Here is a 14,058-nt window from a genome sequence, read left to right on the forward strand (position 1 = left end):
GCTAGAATGCCAATATCAATCGTGGAGATGGAGCAAGGTTATCATGCGTTTACCTACCTACCTGCTGTTCAGCGGCCTGTTGGGCGCCAGTCTGCTGCTCGGCAGCCCGGCGGCCATGGCCGAAGACCCCACGCCTGGCGCCGAACCGGATGTAACCATCCGCACCGAGGGCGACAAGACCATCTCCGAATACCGGATCAATGGCTTTCTCTACGCCATCAAGGTGACGCCGAAGCAGGGCAAGCCCTACTTCCTGGTGCGTGCCGACGCCAGCGAGATGTGGATGCGCTCCGACAAGCCGGAAATGCTGGTGCCGGCCTGGGAAATCTTCAGCTGGTAACCCGCGGAGCCCGACATGTCGGTCTACACCCCGCTTGAGCGCGCTGAACTGGAGGCCTTCCTGGCCCCATACGGGCTCGGCCGGCTGAAGGATTTCCAGGGTATCGCCGAGGGCACCGAGAACAGCAATTTCTTCGTCAGCCTGGAGGCCGGCGAGTTCGTCCTGACCCTGGTCGAGCGCGGCGCTCACCGCGACCTGCCGTTCTGCATCGCGCTGCTCGAGCGCCTGCACCAGGCCGGCCTGGCGGTGCCCTATGCGCTGCCCACCACGGCCGGCGAGGCCCTGCGCCAACTGGCCGACAAGCCGGCCCTGCTGCAGCCGCGGCTGCCCGGCAAGCACATCCTGCAACCCAATGCCCACCACTGCGCGGAGGTCGGCGCCTGGCTGGCGCGCCTGCACCTGGCCACCCGCCAGCGGATACTCGAGCACCCCAGCGACCGCGGCCTCGACTGGATGCTCGACGAAGGCCCGAGCCTGGCCCTGCAACTGGAAGAGCCGGGGTTGTCGCACCTGCGCGGCGCCCTCAGCGAGATCGACCGGCTGCGCCCGCGCCTCGACCAGTTGCCGCGCGCCAACCTGCATGCCGACCTGTTCCGCGACAATGTGCTGTTCGACGGTCCGCACCTGTCCGGGGTGGTCGACTTCTACAACGCCTGCTCCGGGCCGATGCTCTACGACCTGGCGATTGCCCTCAACGACTGGTGCTCGCACGTCGATGGCCGCCTAGATGGTGCGCGCGGCCGGGCCCTGCTGGCCGCCTACGCCAGCCTGCGGCCCTTCACTGCGGTCGAGGCCGAGCTGTGGCCGATCCTGCTGCGCATCGCTTGCGTGCGCTTCTGGCTGTCGCGGCTGATCGCCGCCAGCGGCCCCCAGCGCCCCGGAGTGCTGGTCAAGGACCCTGACGAGTTCGCCCGGCGCCTGGCCTGGCGCCAGCGCAACGACCTGCCACTGCCGTTCGCCCTGTAGTCCGCCCGCGGCGATCAGCCGCGACAGCCCGCCGTGGCCGCTTCACCCGCAGCTGGAATGCCCGCAGTTGAGGCAACTGGCGCAACCGTCGAGCTGCACCACCGCGCGGCTGTTGCACTTGCCGCACAGCCGCGCCCCGGGCGGAAAGCCCTCGCCCGGCTCGGCCTGGCGCAAACCCTGGGTCGCCTCATAGGCGGCGCGCTGCTCCGCCAGCAAGCGCTGCTGTGCCGGATCTTGCGTGGCGTCCGGCAGCAGACCGATGCCGATCAGGTGCCGCTCCAGCACCGCGCCGATTTCCGCGACGATGGAGGGCATATACTGACCGCCCCGCTTGCGGTAGCCACCGCGCGGATCGAACACGGCCTTGAGCTCCTCGACCAGAAAGGTGCAATCGCCGCCCTTGCGCAACACCGCCGACATGATCCGGGTCAGGGCGACTATCCACTGGAAGTGCTCCATGTTCTTCGAGTTGATGAAAATCTCGAAGGGCCGGCGCTGTTCATGCGGCGTGCCGGGGTTGAGCAGGATGTCGTTGATGGTCACGTACAGCGCATGCTCGAACAACGGTGACTTGATCTTGTAGGTGGCGCCGTGCAGCAGGTCGGGGCGCTGCAGCGTCTCGTCCAGCTGCACCGGCGCGGCCGTTGCGGCAGCCCTGCGGGCCGGCTCGGGAGGCCGCTCGAGGACCTCGAAGGCGGTGATCTTCTGGTCGATCCGGGTGTGCATGGCAACTCCTCAATACTTGCCGTAATAGCCTTCCTTCAGGGCCTCGAACAGGTTGGCTGCGGTGTGCAACTCACCTTCGTACTCGACCTCCTGGTTGCCCGCGAGCTCGACCACGCTGCCGTCTTCCAGGTGAAAGCGGTAGCGGGTCAGCGCCAGGTCGGCTTCCTTGACCAGCACCCCCTGGAACGCCTGGGGATTGAAGCGGAAGGTCGTGCAACCCTTGAGCCCCTGCCGCCAGGCCTGCAGGTAGATGTCCTGGAAACGCTGGTAGGGGAAATCCGACGGCACGTTGACGGTCTTGGAAATCGACGAGTCGATCCACTTCTGCACCGCCGCCTGGGTGTCCAGATGCTCCTGCGGAGCGATGTCGTCGACCGTGACAAAGTAGTCCGGCAGGCTGTGCGCGCTGGCGCCGGTAGCGGGCAGAGCGTGCGCATCGACCAGCTGGCGGTAGGCCAGCAGTTCATAGCTGGACACCGTCACCTGCGCTTTGCTCTTGCGCCCCGGGCGAACCAGGTTGCGCGCGTATTGGTGGGCGAAACTCGGCTCGATACCGCTGGAGGCATTGTTGCCCAGACTCAGGCTGATGGTGCCGGTCGGGGCGATGGAGCTGTGGTGGGTGAAGCGCGCGCCACTCTGGGCCAGCGCCTCAACCAGCTCGGGCGCCACGCTGGCGAGCTGCTGCAGGTAGCGCGAATACCTGGCATGGAGAATCCGCCCGGGCACCAGGTCACCGACCCGGTAGCCATCGGTAGCCATCTCCGGACGTTTGCGCAGCATCTCGGCGCTGACCCGGAATTCCTCCAGCAGCAGGGGGGCCGGGCCCTTCTCCCGGGCCAGTTCCAGCGCCACCTGCCAGCCGACCAGCGCCATCTCGCGCGCCACTGCCTCGCTGAACTGGCAGGCCTGGGCACTGCCGTAGCGCATCCGCAGCAGCGTCAGGGCCGAGCCGAGGCCGAGAAAGCCCAGGCCGTGACGGCGCTTGGCGAAGAGTTCGTGGCGCTGCTGCGGCAGCGGCAAGCCGCTGATTTCCACCACGTTGTCGAGCATGCGGGTGAACACCCGCACCACTTCGCGGAAGCGCTCCCAGTCGAAGCACGCGGTTGCACTGAACGGTTCGCGGACGAACGCGGTCAGGTTGATCGAGCCGAGCAGGCAGGCGCCATAGGGCGGCAGAGGCTGCTCGCCACAGGGGTTGGTCGCGCGGATCTCCTCGCACCACCAGTTGTTGTTCCACTGGTTGACCCGGTCGATGAAGATCACCCCGGGCTCGGCGAAGTCGTAGGTGGAGGCCATGATCAGCTGCCACAGACGGCGGGCCTTGAGCCTGGCATACACCCGGCAGGCCACCAGACCGTCCTCACGCACCAGATAGCCTTCCTGCAGCGGCCATTCGCGCCAGATGACCTGGGCCGCATCCTGCAGGTCGAGCTCGGCACGCTCCCGGGCGTGCAACGGGAACAGCAACGGCCAGTCGGCATCCTGCTCGACCGCCTGCAGGAAGGCGTCGCTGACCAGCAGGCTGAGGTTGAACTGGCGCAGCCGCCCAGCCTCGCGCTTGGCGCCGATGAACTCGCGCACGTCCGGGTGCGCCACGTCGAAGGTGGCCATCTGCGCACCGCGGCGGCCGCCGGCGGAGCTCACGGTGAAACACATCTTGTCGTAGATATCCATGAACGACAGGGGCCCGCTGGTATAGGCGCCGGCTCCCCCGACATAGGCCCCCCGCGGGCGCAGGGTACTGAATTCGTAGCCGATGCCGCAGCCGGCCTTGAGGGTCATGCCGGCTTCCTGCAGCTTGCCGAGGATGTCCTCCATGGCATCGGGGATGCTGCCGGATACCGTGCAGTTGATCGCCGAAGCAGCCGGCCGCTGCGCCTGCGCGCCAGCGTTGGCGACTATCCGGCCCGCCGGAATGGCGCCGTTGCGCAAGGCCCAGAGAAAGCGCGGGTACCACTGCGCGCGCAGCTCGGCAGTCGTCTCGACCTCGGCCAGGGCACGGGCGACACGCTGCCAGGTGGCATCCACATCGGCTTCCAGCGGCTTGCCATCCGCGCCCCTGAGGCAATACTTGCGCGCCCAGACATCCTGGGCAACGGCCTGCAGAGCGAGGAGTTGACCCTCGGCCACGGCAGGCTTTGCGCGACTCCTGGCCATGCGCCGGCGACCTCTTTGTGGCTACTCTCCCTTACCTTAGCCGCTGCTGCCGTCGCCTGCCCGCGCTACAACTGCTGCAGGCAATCGCCCAGGGTCGCCGCCAGATTCTCCAGCAAGCGCTCGTAGCCGCGGGCATCGACAGCCACCGCGCTGCCCATGGCGTCCAGTTCGGCCAGGTGGACCGGCAGGCCGGCGCTGAGGGTCTGTGCCAGCCGCGGTTGCAGCGGCGGCTCGCTGAACACGCAGCTGGGGCCGGCCCGCTGCAGCTGCTCGCGCAGTTCGGCGACATGCCGGGCACCGGGCTGCACCTCGCTCTGGATGCCGAACACTCCGGCATGCTGCAGGCCATAGGCTTGCTCGAAGTAGTCGTAGGTCTCGTGAAAGACGAAGTAGGGCTTGCCCTTGAGTCCGGCCAGACGCGCGCCCAGCTGCTGGTCGAGGCTATCGAGGCGGACGCTGAAGGCGGCGAGGTTGCGCTGGTAGCGCGCGGCGTTGAGCGGATCGGCCAGCGCCAGGTCGGCAGCCATCCGCGCGGCGATCATCCGCGCATTCGCCGGCAGCAGCCAGAGGTGGGCGTCCAGGCTGCCGGGGCGATGCGCATGGTCGTGCGGGTCATGCCCGGACTCGCCAGCAGCATCGGCAAAATGCCGCAGCTGCAGGCCCGGCAGAGACTGCAGAGCCAGGCTCGGCCCACTGCGCGTCGCCAGCGGCTTGCCGAGAAAACCCTCCAGGTCCGGGCCGATCCAGTAGAACAGCGTGGCCTCCTGCAGGCGGCGCAGGTCCGACGGGCGCAGGCTGTGGTAATGCGGCGAGGCGCCGGGCGGCAGCAACAGCGCAGGCTGGCCGACGCCCTCCTGCACAGCGGCGGCGATCAGTTGCACAGGCTTGATGCTGGTCAGCACGCGGACCTCGGCGCGCGCCGATGCAACACAACAGAGCAGGAGCAGGGCAAAGAACAGGCGATTCACGGGATGCACCGAAAGCGGAAAAGGTTATAGAATAACGTCTCTTTTCGCCAGCGTCGCCCTGCCATGCTCAAGCCGCTTCCCGCCAGTACCCCGCTGGCCTGCCGCCCCCACGACCATTCGCGCTGTGTCAGCCACGCCCTGGCTGCCGCCGAAACGCTCTGTGCCGGTGCCGGCCTGCGCCTGACGCCCCTGCGCAAGCGCGTGCTGGAGCTGGTCTGGGACAGCCACAAGCCGCTCGGCGCCTACGACATCCTCGCCGTGCTGAGCGCGGCGGATGGTCGTCGCGCCGCGCCGCCGACGGTCTATCGCGCCCTGGACTTTCTCCTCGAGCACGGCCTGGTGCATCGGCTGGCCTCGCTGAACGCCTTCATCGGCTGCAACCACCCCGGCGAGGTGCACCAGGGCCAGTTCCTGATCTGCCGTCAGTGCCACACCGCCATCGAGCTGCAACACGGCGAGATCGCCACCGCGGTGCTGGCCAGCGCGCAGCGCGTAGGCTTCAGCGTGGAAGGGCAGACCGTGGAGATCGTCGGCCTCTGTGCCGGTTGCCGGGAGGCCGCATGAGTACGCCGCTGTTGCGCCTGCAAGGCATCACCGTGCAGTTCGCCGGGCAAGCGGTGCTGCAGGATGTGCAGCTGCAGGTCGACGCCGGCGAGATCGTCACCCTGATCGGCCCCAACGGCGCCGGCAAGACCACCCTGGTCCGCGCCGTACTCGGCCTGCTCAAACCCGACAGCGGCACGCTCTGGCGCAAGCCTCGCCTGCGCATCGGCTACATGCCGCAGAAGCTCACGGTCGACCCGACCCTGCCGCTCTCGGTATTGCGCTTCCTCCGCCTGGTGCCCGGGGTCGACCGTACCAGTGCCCTGGCGGCACTCGCCGAGGTCGGCGCCGAACAGGTGATCGACAGCCCGCTGCAGCGTATTTCCGGCGGCGAACTGCAGCGCGTGCTGCTGGCCCGGGCCTTGCTGCGCAAACCGGAGCTGCTGGTGCTCGACGAGCCGGTGCAGGGCGTCGACGTGGCCGGCCAGGCCGAGCTGTACCGGCTGATCACCCGCCTGCGCGACCGCTACCACTGCGGCGTGCTGATGGTCTCGCATGACCTGCATCTGGTGATGAGCACCACCGACCAGGTGATCTGCCTGAACCGGCATGTCTGCTGCTCAGGCCACCCGGAGCAGGTCAGCGGTGATCCGGCGTTTGTCGAGCTGTTCGGCCAGGACGCCAGGAGCCTGGCGATCTATCACCACCACCACGACCACAGCCACGACCTGCATGGCGCGGTGCGCCAACCCCATAGCCACGGCCCGGACTGCAAACACTGATCACCATGCCCGACTTTCTTCTCAACGCACTGCTCGCCGGCCTGGCGCTGGCGCTGGTCGCTGGCCCGCTCGGATCCTTCGTGGTCTGGCGCCGCATGGCCTACTTCGGCGACACCCTGGCACACGCCGCGCTGCTGGGCCTGGCGCTCGGCCTGCTGCTGGAGATCAGCCCGACCCTGGCGGTGACCTTCGGCTGCCTGTTGCTGGCCGTGCTGCTGGTGCGCCTGCAACAGCGCCAGGCGCTGGCCTCCGATACCCTGCTCGGCATCCTGGCGCCGACCACCCTGGCCCTGGGCCTGGTGGTCCTGAGCTTCATGCGCGACGTGCGCATCGACCTGATGGGTTATCTGTTCGGCGACCTGCTGGCAGTCAGCAGCAGCGATTTGCTGTGGATTGTCGGTGGCAGCGCGCTGGTCCTGCTGGCCCTCGTTGCGCTCTGGCGCCCGCTACTGGCGATTACCGTGCATGAGGAGCTGGCCCGGGTCGAAGGCCTGCCGGTCGCCGCACTGCGCCTGGCGCTGATGTTGCTGATTGCCGTGGTGATTGCGGTGGCGATGAAAATCGTCGGCGTGCTGCTGATCACTTCGCTGCTGATCATCCCGGCGGCGGCGGCCCAGCGCCATGCCCGCACACCGGAGCAAATGGCCATCGGCGCCAGCCTGCTCGGCTTGCTGGCGGTCTGTGCCGGGCTGGCGCTCTCGTGGTTCGAGGACACCCCCGCCGGCCCCTCGATTGTGGTCTGCGCCGCGTCCGGCTTTGCCCTCAGCCTGGCTTTACCCCGGCGTTCGCGCTAACCGCCAGGTTCCCCTGTGTTTTTACCACTGGCCGTTAGGGTAAACTGCCGGCCTTTGTCAGCCCGGCCGTTGCCGGGCACTACACACTCAACCCGGTCACCCCCTACATGAACGCTATACGTCCCTGCATTATCTCTCTCAGCGCCGCCGCCTTGCTCTCCATCACCCTTGCTGGCGTGGCCGCAGAAGCAATCGATGAAACCGTCCTGGCGCTGCGCAATCTGGATCAAAGTGTCGCCAGCAATCAGCTGGATCAGGCAGAAAAGCAATTGCAGGCACTGCAACAGCGCATTCCGGGCGATACCCGCCTGGAACAGGCGCAGCGTGAAATCAGCGCCAGCTATCTGCGCCAGGGTGAAAGCGCCTTGCAGAGCGGCAACCTGCCCGCCGCCACCCAGGCGCTGCAGCAGGCACAGCGGGTGATGCCGGTCGGCAATGCGCAAGCCAGCGCACTGGCCAGCGCCATCCAGCAGACCGAGGAGCAGCAAGCCGCGGCCCTTGCCGCCCAGCAGGCAGCGGAAGCCCAGGCTGCGCAGGAGAAAGCCGAGCAGGCCCGGCAGCAAAAACTGGCGGCCGAACGCAAGGCCGAGGAAGCCCGAAAAGCCGCGCAAGCGGTCGCCCCGGCAACCGCTGCTGGCGCCACCGAAGCGCCAAAGGCGGCTGTCGCGCAACTGATTGACCCGCTCGCAGCCAGCTCCACGATTGCCCTGCCCATGCTGGCAGACAAGGACAGTGATGCACTGCGCGACCTGCTGGACAAGGTCGCCGCCGACGTAGTCGCGTTCAACTGCAAGGTGAGCATCGGAGTACAACAGGGCAAGGACTATCCGTGGGTGGCGGCCCTGCTGTCGGCACGGGTGAAGAAACTGGATCCGGCGTTCGAGCTGCAAGCAGCGCAGGTGATTGATCCGGCCAAGGAGCCCGAGCTGGTGCTTAGCCCGCAGTCCTGATCGCTCAGCATTAACAAAACGCCCGCAGATCCGCGGGCGTTTTCATTGGTGGCGCAGTTACTGCTCCGCGGACAACAGCCCGGGTAGCTGCTCGAGCAGCTTCTGGTTGTTCAGCGGCTGCCGAATAAAGCCGCGTTGACGGCCGTCGGGGCCCAGCAGCACCAGATTGCCACTGTGATCGACCGTGTAGTTTTCCTGGCTGGTATCCGCCGGGATGAAAGGAATGCTGACCGCGTTGGCCAACGTCTGGATTGCCGGCAACTCGCCAGTCAGTCCGATAAAGCCGGCCTGGTAGAAGCCCAGGTATTGCTTGAGGTGCTCCGGCGTGTCGCGCTGCGGATCGATGCTGACGAATACCAGCTGCAGGTTGTCCCGCGCGGCCACTGGCAGCTTGCCGCGCAGCTCGCGCAGCTGCGCCAGGGTGGTCGGGCAGATATCCGGGCAGAAGGTATAGCCAAAAAACAGCAGGCTCCATTTGCCGTTGAGCTGTTGCAGCGCGAAGGGTGCACCATCGGTGCCGGACAGCTGCACCGCGGGTAGCGTCCGACTCTGCGGCAACAGCACGATACCCGCATCGAGCAGGGCCACCGGGTCACCCTCACCCTTGCCGTTGAGCACCTTGTTGACCGTCAGCCCGAGTACCAGGGCAATCAGCGCGGTCATCACCACCACAGTTTTTTGTACGCCAGTCATGATGTTCCTTATTGGCTGGAAGCTTGCCGACAGCAGCCGGTATCAGCTCAGAGGTTCAACAGCAGATAGTGATCAGCCAGCAAGGCGATGAACAGGGCGAACAGGTACATGATCGAATAGTGAAAAGTCTTGATCGCTGCGTGCGCGCGGCTGTCGCGGTACAGCACCCAGGCCCAGTACAGGAAGCGCGCCCCCAGCAGCACGGCGCAGGCCAGGTAGAGCAGGCCGCTCATGTGGATCGCGAACGGCAGCAGGGTCACCGCAATCATCATGCAGGTGTAGAGCAGGATGTGCACCTTGGTGTAATGCTCGCCATGGGTCACCGGCAGCATGGGAATGTCGGCCTTGGCGTATTCCTCCTTGCGGTGGATGGCCAGCGCCCAGAAATGCGGCGGGGTCCAGGCGAAGATGATGAGCACCAGCAACAGCGGCTCAGCGCTCAGCTGGCCGGTCACCGCGACCCAGCCGAGCAGGGGCGGAGCCGCCCCGGCCAGGCCGCCGATCACGATGTTCTGCGGCGTGGCGCGCTTGAGAAAGCCGGTATAGATCACCGCATAACCCAGCAGCGAGGCCAGGGTAAGCCAGGCCGCCAGCTGGTTGGTGAAGGTCAGCAACAGGGCCATGCCGGTGACTGCCAGCAGCAACGCAAAGGTCAGGGCCGCGGCCGGTGACAGCCGGCCTGCGGTAACCGGCCGCTTGTAGGTGCGCGCCATGATCGAGTCGATGCGCCGGTCGACCACATGATTGACCGCCGCCGCCGCACCGGCACACAGGCCGATGCCCAGGTTGCCGAACAGCAGGACCGTCCACGGCACCCCGGCACGGGTGGCGAGGAACATGCCCACCAGCGAGGTGATCAGCATCAGCAGCACCACGCGTGGCTTCGTCAGTTCTAGATAGTCACGCCAGAGGGCGCGTTCCTGCTGGGCTTGCAGCACTGTAGTCACGGGGTTCTCCCTTTATTGTTCTGTTCCGCCGCGCCGCCGCGAGAGGGGTGCAGGTTGGGGTCGGGTCTAGGCCGGACTCGCGTCCGCCCTGACTGCTGTCGGCTCACGCAATGCGCCAGGCGCCCGCAGACGGTAGTTGATTAGTACCAGCGTCAGCAACAGGCAGGCACCCCCAATGTTATGCGCCACCGCCACCGCCAACGGCAACTGCAGAAGCACATTACTGATACCCAGGCCGACCTGCACGGCCAGTGCCAGCAACAGCAGCCCGGCGAGTCCGGCCAGCCCCTGCTGGCGCAGCCGCCAGGCCAGCGGCAGCAGGACCAGCACGACCAGCAGGGCGCCGAGCCGGTGGGTGACATGGATAGCGGTGCGTGCATCGCTTTCGAGCTGGCCGCCCAGGTAATTCGGGCCGATGTGCTGGGTCAGGTGAAAGCCGTTGGCGTAGTCCATGGCCGGCAACCACTGGCCATGGCAGGTCGGGAAATCCGCACAGGCCACCGCCGCATAGTTGGAGCTGACCCAGCCGCCTAGGGCGATCTGCGCGATGACCAGCAGCAATCCGCTCAGCGCCAGGTAACGCAGACTGGCCGGTAGCCGCCGTGGCGGAAATCTGCCGGACAGGCGCAAGCTGAGGAGGAACAGCAAGGCGAGGGTGGTGAAACCGCCCAGCAGGTGGGCGGTCACTACCTGCGGCCAGAGCTTGAGGGTCACTGTCCACATGCCGAATGCCGCCTGCGCCAGCACGACGCCGAGCAGCAGCAAGGGCAATTTCAGCGGCTGTTGCGCGCGGCTGCGCAGGCGCAATGCCTGCAGTGCCAGCCCGAGGATCAGCAGGCCGAGAGTGCCGGCAAAGTAGCGATGGACCATTTCGTTCCAGCCCTTTTCCTCCTCCACCGGCGCCTGCGGAAAATGGGTTTCGGCATGTGCCAGCTGGGCCTCGCCCTGCGGCACACCGATAAAGCCATAACAGCCCGGCCAATCCGGGCAGCCCAGGCCGGCATGGGTCAGGCGGGTATAGGCCCCCAGCAGGACCACCAGCAGGGCCAGCAGGGTCGCCAGAACGGCCAGTCTGTAGCCGGGCTTGTGCAGTTGTATGGTCACGCTTGTTCCTCTTTGCACCCGCAAGTCCGGGCGTCTATTGATCAGCCAATATTCGACAGTTTGAGCAGATGGCGCAGGTCATTGAGGATCTGCTTGCCGTTGGCGTCCGCCGGGTAGCGCAGGACCAGATTGCCCAGCGGGTCGACGATCCACAGCTGGGCGGCCGGGTTGTCCTGCACCGCACGCGCATAGACGTCGGGATCCAGCGGATAACGCAGCAGCTGCGGGTATTCCCGCTGCAGGCGCTCGTTCAGTTCGGCCGATAGGGGGCTGGCCAGCGCCAGCGCGTGGTTCGCCCGCGAGGCGTCGCGGCCCAGGCCGATGTGAATCTGCCGCGCCAGATAGATCAGCTGCTGGCATTCGGCCGCGCAGTCCTGGGGCGCACTGACCAGCAATTGCCAGCCCTTGCCGGCGCTGAACGGCACGCCCAGCTCGACCAGGCTCTGCCGCCCGCCGATCAGTTCGCCGTGGTAGCTGCGGTCCTCGGGGATCCAGAATCGCCCGTAGAACATGGCCGTCGCCAGCAGCATCGGCCCGATGACCAGCGCCAGCAACAAGACCAGCTGCCAGCGTCCGGAACGGCGCTGTGCACTGCCTTCAGTCCGGTTCTGTGGAGAACTCGTCATTCCTTTCCCTCGCATTGCTAATACCCAGATAAATGAACAACCCCAGCAATGCCAGAGCAAGGGCAAACCACTGCACGGCATAACCGAGATGCTTTTGCGGATCCATCGCCACGACCGGCCAGTCTGCCCGATAGGCCAGCGGCCCCGGGTCCAGGCGCACCTCGAAAGACGCACCGCCACGGCCCAGCAACTGCCACAGGGCCGGGGCATCCACTGCATTGACCAGTTTCGGCCAGCCGGATGATTCGCCCTGCCCGAGCAGAAAGCCCTCCCCGGGCGGCAGGTAGACCCAGCCGGTCAGACTGAGCGGCGCCTCCGGGGTGCTGAACTGCGGTGCGATGCGCCGGTCCGGCCAGGGCAGCCAGCCGCGGTTGACCAGCAGCCAGAGGCCGCTCGGCTGGTCATAAAAAGGCTGCAGCAATTCGACCCCGGCGACCCCGGCGCGCGTGCGGCTGTCGAGCAGCACGCTATGCGCGGCATCAAAGCTGCCCTGCAGGCTGACCCTGGTGTAGGCCAGCTGCGCTTGCCGCTCCAGTGCGCTGACCGGGAGGGGCTCGGCCGCCCGCCGCGCTTCGGCGGCGGCCATCAGCACACGCTTGTCCTCGGCACGCTCGAGTTGCCAGAAGCCGAGCCAGACCAGCAGCGGGAGCAAGGCAAATACCACCAGCGAGGGCAGCAGACCCGGACGAAATCGGCTCATGCGGCAAGCCCGGAGAAGAACTGTTGCTGGTTATACTTCATACATCCCCATGTTGCGGAGCCACACCATGCTCAAAATAGCGATAGTCGTGCTACTGCTGGCCACCATCGCCAGCCTGTTCAGTGGCTTGTTCTTTCTGGTCAAGGACGAAGGGCACGGCTCGCGGCTGGTCAATGCGCTGACCGTGAGGGTGGTGCTGACCAGCATTACCGTGGCCCTGATCGCCTGGGGCTTTTACAGCGGACAACTGACCTCTTCGGCCGCCTGGTAAGCGGCGCCCGGCCCGCAGGCCCGGGCGCTAGCGGCTCACAGCACGTAGACGAAGACGAACAGCCCGAGCCAGACCACATCGACGAAGTGCCAGTACCAGCTGGCCGCCTCGAAACCGAACTGATGATCGGCGTCGAAGTGGCCCTTCATGATGCGCACCAGCATGACTGTCAGCATGATCGCACCCAGGGTCACGTGGGCGCCGTGAAAGCCGGTCAGCATGAAGAAGGTCGAGCCATAGATGCCGGAACCCAGGGTCAGGCCCAGCTCCTGGTAGGCCTCGACATATTCCGCCGCCTGAAAGCCGATGAAGGTCAGGCCCAGCAGGATGGTCAGCGCCAGCCACGCCTTGAGGGCACCACGCTTGTTGTGTTTCAGCGCATGGTGGGCAAAGGTCACGGTGAAACTCGAGCTGACCAGCAGGATGGTGTTGATCAGCGGCAGATGCCACGGATCTATGACCTCCTTGGGCGGGACAAAGGCCGCCGGATCAGGGTTCTGCAGCAACGGCCAGACGTACTCGAAGTTCGGCCAGAGCATGTTGGCAACCCCTTTGGCACCCTCGCCACCCAGCCACGGCCCGGCAAAGTGCCGGACGTAGAACAGGGCACCGAAGAAGGCGGCAAAGAACATCACTTCCGAGAAGATGAACCAGCTCATGCCCCAGCGGAACGAGCGATCCATCTGCGGACTGTACAGGCCGCCGCGGCTTTCCTTAATCACCGCGCCAAACCAGCCAAACAGCATGTAGGCCAGAAACAGCCCGCCAATCGAGAAGATCAGCGGCCCGCTGGACTCGGCACGCTGGGCGCTCATGTCATTGAACCAGGTGCCCAAGCCATAGAGGCTGGTCGCCATGCCGATGGTGGCAATGATCGGCCACTTGCTCTGGGCCGGAACGTAGTACTGCTCGTGGGTGGTCATTTTTTATTGTTCTCCTTATCGGCCCGCTACGGGAACAGGCGCTTGGCGCGCGGTGATATCGAACAGCGTGTAAGCCAGCGTGAGGTGATGCACATCCTTGGGCAGCTCACGGTCAACAATGAAACGTACCGGCATTTCGATCCGCTCGCCGGGTTGCAATACCTGCTGGGTAAAGCAGAAACATTCGGTCTTGTGGAAGAACGCCGCCGCCCTGGCCGGCGCGACGCTGGGGATGGCCTGCGCCGTCATCGGCTTGTCGGTCGGATTGAAGGCGACGAACAGCATTTCCTGGGTCGCCCCCGGATGCACGGTCACTTCATCGGCCTTGGGCCGGAACTCCCAGACCATGTCCGCCGAGTTGGTGGCGAGGAACTGCACGCGCACCTGGCGCACCTCGTCAGCCTGCTGGCTGCCCTCGTAGGCCTTGGCGGTCTTGCCGTTGATGCCGAAGGCCTGGCACATCGCGTCGTAGAAGGGCGGCAGGACGAACACGCCAAAGCAGAACATCACCACCACGACCAGCAGCAGGCGGGTGATCAGGCGGCGATTGTCCAGGGCTGCGCTCAAG

Annotated in this window: 17 protein-coding genes; 7 read left to right on the forward strand and 10 right to left on the reverse strand. The window is 66.1% G+C overall.

From position 1 onward, the window contains the following. Positions 1-43 precede the first annotated feature (43 nt). Both ISX93_RS01875 and ISX93_RS01880 read left to right on the forward strand, forming a co-directional pair. A complete protein-coding gene (locus ISX93_RS01875) occupies positions 44-340 on the forward strand; it encodes a DUF2782 domain-containing protein (RefSeq protein ID WP_195776984.1) in 297 nt (98 codons plus the stop codon). A gap of 15 nt (positions 341-355) precedes the next feature. Then, entirely contained in the window at positions 356-1,306 is a 951-nt protein-coding gene (locus ISX93_RS01880) for a homoserine kinase (RefSeq protein WP_195776985.1), read from the forward strand. Positions 1,307-1,348: 42 nt separating this feature from the next. Here ISX93_RS01880 and ISX93_RS01885 read toward each other — a convergent pair whose 3' ends face one another. The 3 genes from ISX93_RS01885 to ISX93_RS01895 all read right to left on the reverse strand — a co-directional run bounded on the left by ISX93_RS01885 (position 1,349) and on the right by ISX93_RS01895 (position 5,157). Further along, a complete protein-coding gene (locus ISX93_RS01885) occupies positions 1,349-2,032 on the reverse strand; it encodes a TSCPD domain-containing protein (protein WP_195776986.1) in 684 nt (227 codons plus the stop codon). Positions 2,033-2,041: 9 nt separating this feature from the next. Next, the gene (locus ISX93_RS01890; RefSeq protein WP_195776987.1) at positions 2,042-4,189 is read right to left on the reverse strand and encodes an adenosylcobalamin-dependent ribonucleoside-diphosphate reductase; all 2,148 of its coding nucleotides are present in this window, start codon (positions 4,187-4,189) and stop codon (positions 2,042-2,044) included. Between the two features lie 65 nt (positions 4,190-4,254). Next, positions 4,255-5,157 (reverse strand): zinc ABC transporter substrate-binding protein, encoded by a 903-nt coding sequence (locus tag ISX93_RS01895; protein ID WP_195776988.1) that lies wholly within the window; start codon positions 5,155-5,157, stop codon positions 4,255-4,257. Between the two features lie 63 nt (positions 5,158-5,220). On the opposite strand from ISX93_RS01895, the gene ISX93_RS01900 reads away from it, so the two are divergent. The 4 genes from ISX93_RS01900 (at position 5,221) to ISX93_RS01915 (ending at position 8,226) form a co-directional block, all read left to right on the forward strand. After that, positions 5,221-5,721, forward strand: a complete 501-nt coding sequence (locus ISX93_RS01900) for a Fur family transcriptional regulator (protein ID WP_195776989.1) — start codon at positions 5,221-5,223, stop codon at positions 5,719-5,721. Next, a complete protein-coding gene (gene znuC, locus ISX93_RS01905; protein ID WP_195776990.1) occupies positions 5,718-6,482 on the forward strand; it encodes a zinc ABC transporter ATP-binding protein ZnuC in 765 nt (254 codons plus the stop codon). Before ISX93_RS01900 ends, znuC begins: the two co-directional genes overlap by 4 nt. Positions 6,483-6,487: 5 nt before the next feature. Continuing rightward, positions 6,488-7,276: a zinc ABC transporter permease subunit ZnuB gene (gene znuB, locus ISX93_RS01910; protein WP_195776991.1), complete on the forward strand. Its 789-nt coding sequence runs from the start codon at positions 6,488-6,490 to the stop codon at positions 7,274-7,276. A gap of 107 nt (positions 7,277-7,383) precedes the next feature. Then, positions 7,384-8,226 (forward strand): hypothetical protein, encoded by an 843-nt coding sequence (locus tag ISX93_RS01915; RefSeq protein ID WP_195776992.1) that lies wholly within the window; start codon positions 7,384-7,386, stop codon positions 8,224-8,226. A 57-nt stretch (positions 8,227-8,283) separates the two neighbouring features. On the opposite strand, the gene ISX93_RS01920 is transcribed toward ISX93_RS01915, so the two are convergent. The 5 genes from ISX93_RS01920 to ISX93_RS01940 form a co-directional block, all read right to left on the reverse strand. Continuing rightward, entirely contained in the window at positions 8,284-8,919 is a 636-nt protein-coding gene (locus ISX93_RS01920; protein ID WP_195776993.1) for an SCO family protein, read from the reverse strand. A gap of 47 nt (positions 8,920-8,966) precedes the next feature. Beyond that, complete coding sequence (cyoE, locus tag ISX93_RS01925) at positions 8,967-9,857, reverse strand: heme o synthase (protein ID WP_374987645.1); 891 nt, start codon at positions 9,855-9,857, stop codon at positions 8,967-8,969. Positions 9,858-9,932: 75 nt separating this feature from the next. Continuing rightward, positions 9,933-10,970, reverse strand: a complete 1,038-nt coding sequence (locus tag ISX93_RS01930) for a COX15/CtaA family protein (RefSeq protein WP_308705271.1) — start codon at positions 10,968-10,970, stop codon at positions 9,933-9,935. A gap of 41 nt (positions 10,971-11,011) precedes the next feature. Beyond that, the gene (locus ISX93_RS01935) at positions 11,012-11,596 is read right to left on the reverse strand and encodes a hypothetical protein (protein ID WP_195776995.1); all 585 of its coding nucleotides are present in this window, start codon (positions 11,594-11,596) and stop codon (positions 11,012-11,014) included. Beyond that, positions 11,568-12,296 (reverse strand): SURF1 family protein, encoded by a 729-nt coding sequence (locus tag ISX93_RS01940; RefSeq protein WP_195776996.1) that lies wholly within the window; start codon positions 12,294-12,296, stop codon positions 11,568-11,570. The genes ISX93_RS01935 and ISX93_RS01940 overlap by 29 nt, the downstream gene beginning before the upstream one ends. A 67-nt stretch (positions 12,297-12,363) precedes the next feature. Here ISX93_RS01940 and ISX93_RS01945 point away from each other — a divergent pair, with 67 nt between their 5' ends. Next, a complete protein-coding gene (locus ISX93_RS01945; RefSeq protein ID WP_195776997.1) occupies positions 12,364-12,567 on the forward strand; it encodes a twin transmembrane helix small protein in 204 nt (67 codons plus the stop codon). Positions 12,568-12,602: 35 nt separating this feature from the next. Here the strand turns inward: ISX93_RS01945 and ISX93_RS01950 are convergent, their stop codons facing one another. Beyond that, entirely contained in the window at positions 12,603-13,490 is an 888-nt protein-coding gene (locus ISX93_RS01950; protein ID WP_195776998.1) for a cytochrome c oxidase subunit 3, read from the reverse strand. A 15-nt stretch (positions 13,491-13,505) separates the two neighbouring features. Further along, positions 13,506-14,057 (reverse strand): cytochrome c oxidase assembly protein, encoded by a 552-nt coding sequence (locus ISX93_RS01955; protein ID WP_195776999.1) that lies wholly within the window; start codon positions 14,055-14,057, stop codon positions 13,506-13,508. Position 14,058 lies beyond the last annotated feature (1 nt).

Source organism: Pseudomonas sp. N040, from assembly GCF_015637705.1.
Lineage (GTDB): Bacteria > Pseudomonadota > Gammaproteobacteria > Pseudomonadales > Pseudomonadaceae > Aquipseudomonas.

Bases quoted from the DNA above. Each gene is read 5' to 3' on its own strand.
- ISX93_RS01875 (WP_195776984.1), top strand. From the start codon at position 44: ATGCGTTTACCTACCTACCTGCTGTTCAGCGGCCTGTTGGGCGCCAGT.
- ISX93_RS01880 (WP_195776985.1), top strand. From the start codon at position 356: ATGTCGGTCTACACCCCGCTTGAGCGCGCTGAACTGGAGGCCTTCCTG.
- ISX93_RS01885 (WP_195776986.1), bottom strand. From the start codon at position 2,032: ATGCACACCCGGATCGACCAGAAGATCACCGCCTTCGAGGTCCTCGAG.
- ISX93_RS01890 (WP_195776987.1), bottom strand. From the start codon at position 4,189: ATGGCCAGGAGTCGCGCAAAGCCTGCCGTGGCCGAGGGTCAACTCCTC.
- ISX93_RS01900 (WP_195776989.1), top strand. From the start codon at position 5,221: ATGCTCAAGCCGCTTCCCGCCAGTACCCCGCTGGCCTGCCGCCCCCAC.
- znuC (WP_195776990.1), top strand. From the start codon at position 5,718: ATGAGTACGCCGCTGTTGCGCCTGCAAGGCATCACCGTGCAGTTCGCC.
- znuB (WP_195776991.1), top strand. From the start codon at position 6,488: ATGCCCGACTTTCTTCTCAACGCACTGCTCGCCGGCCTGGCGCTGGCG.
- ISX93_RS01915 (WP_195776992.1), top strand. From the start codon at position 7,384: ATGAACGCTATACGTCCCTGCATTATCTCTCTCAGCGCCGCCGCCTTG.
- ISX93_RS01920 (WP_195776993.1), bottom strand. From the start codon at position 8,919: ATGACTGGCGTACAAAAAACTGTGGTGGTGATGACCGCGCTGATTGCC.
- ISX93_RS01935 (WP_195776995.1), bottom strand. From the start codon at position 11,596: ATGACGAGTTCTCCACAGAACCGGACTGAAGGCAGTGCACAGCGCCGT.
- ISX93_RS01940 (WP_195776996.1), bottom strand. From the start codon at position 12,296: ATGAGCCGATTTCGTCCGGGTCTGCTGCCCTCGCTGGTGGTATTTGCC.
- ISX93_RS01945 (WP_195776997.1), top strand. From the start codon at position 12,364: ATGCTCAAAATAGCGATAGTCGTGCTACTGCTGGCCACCATCGCCAGC.
- ISX93_RS01950 (WP_195776998.1), bottom strand. From the start codon at position 13,490: ATGACCACCCACGAGCAGTACTACGTTCCGGCCCAGAGCAAGTGGCCG.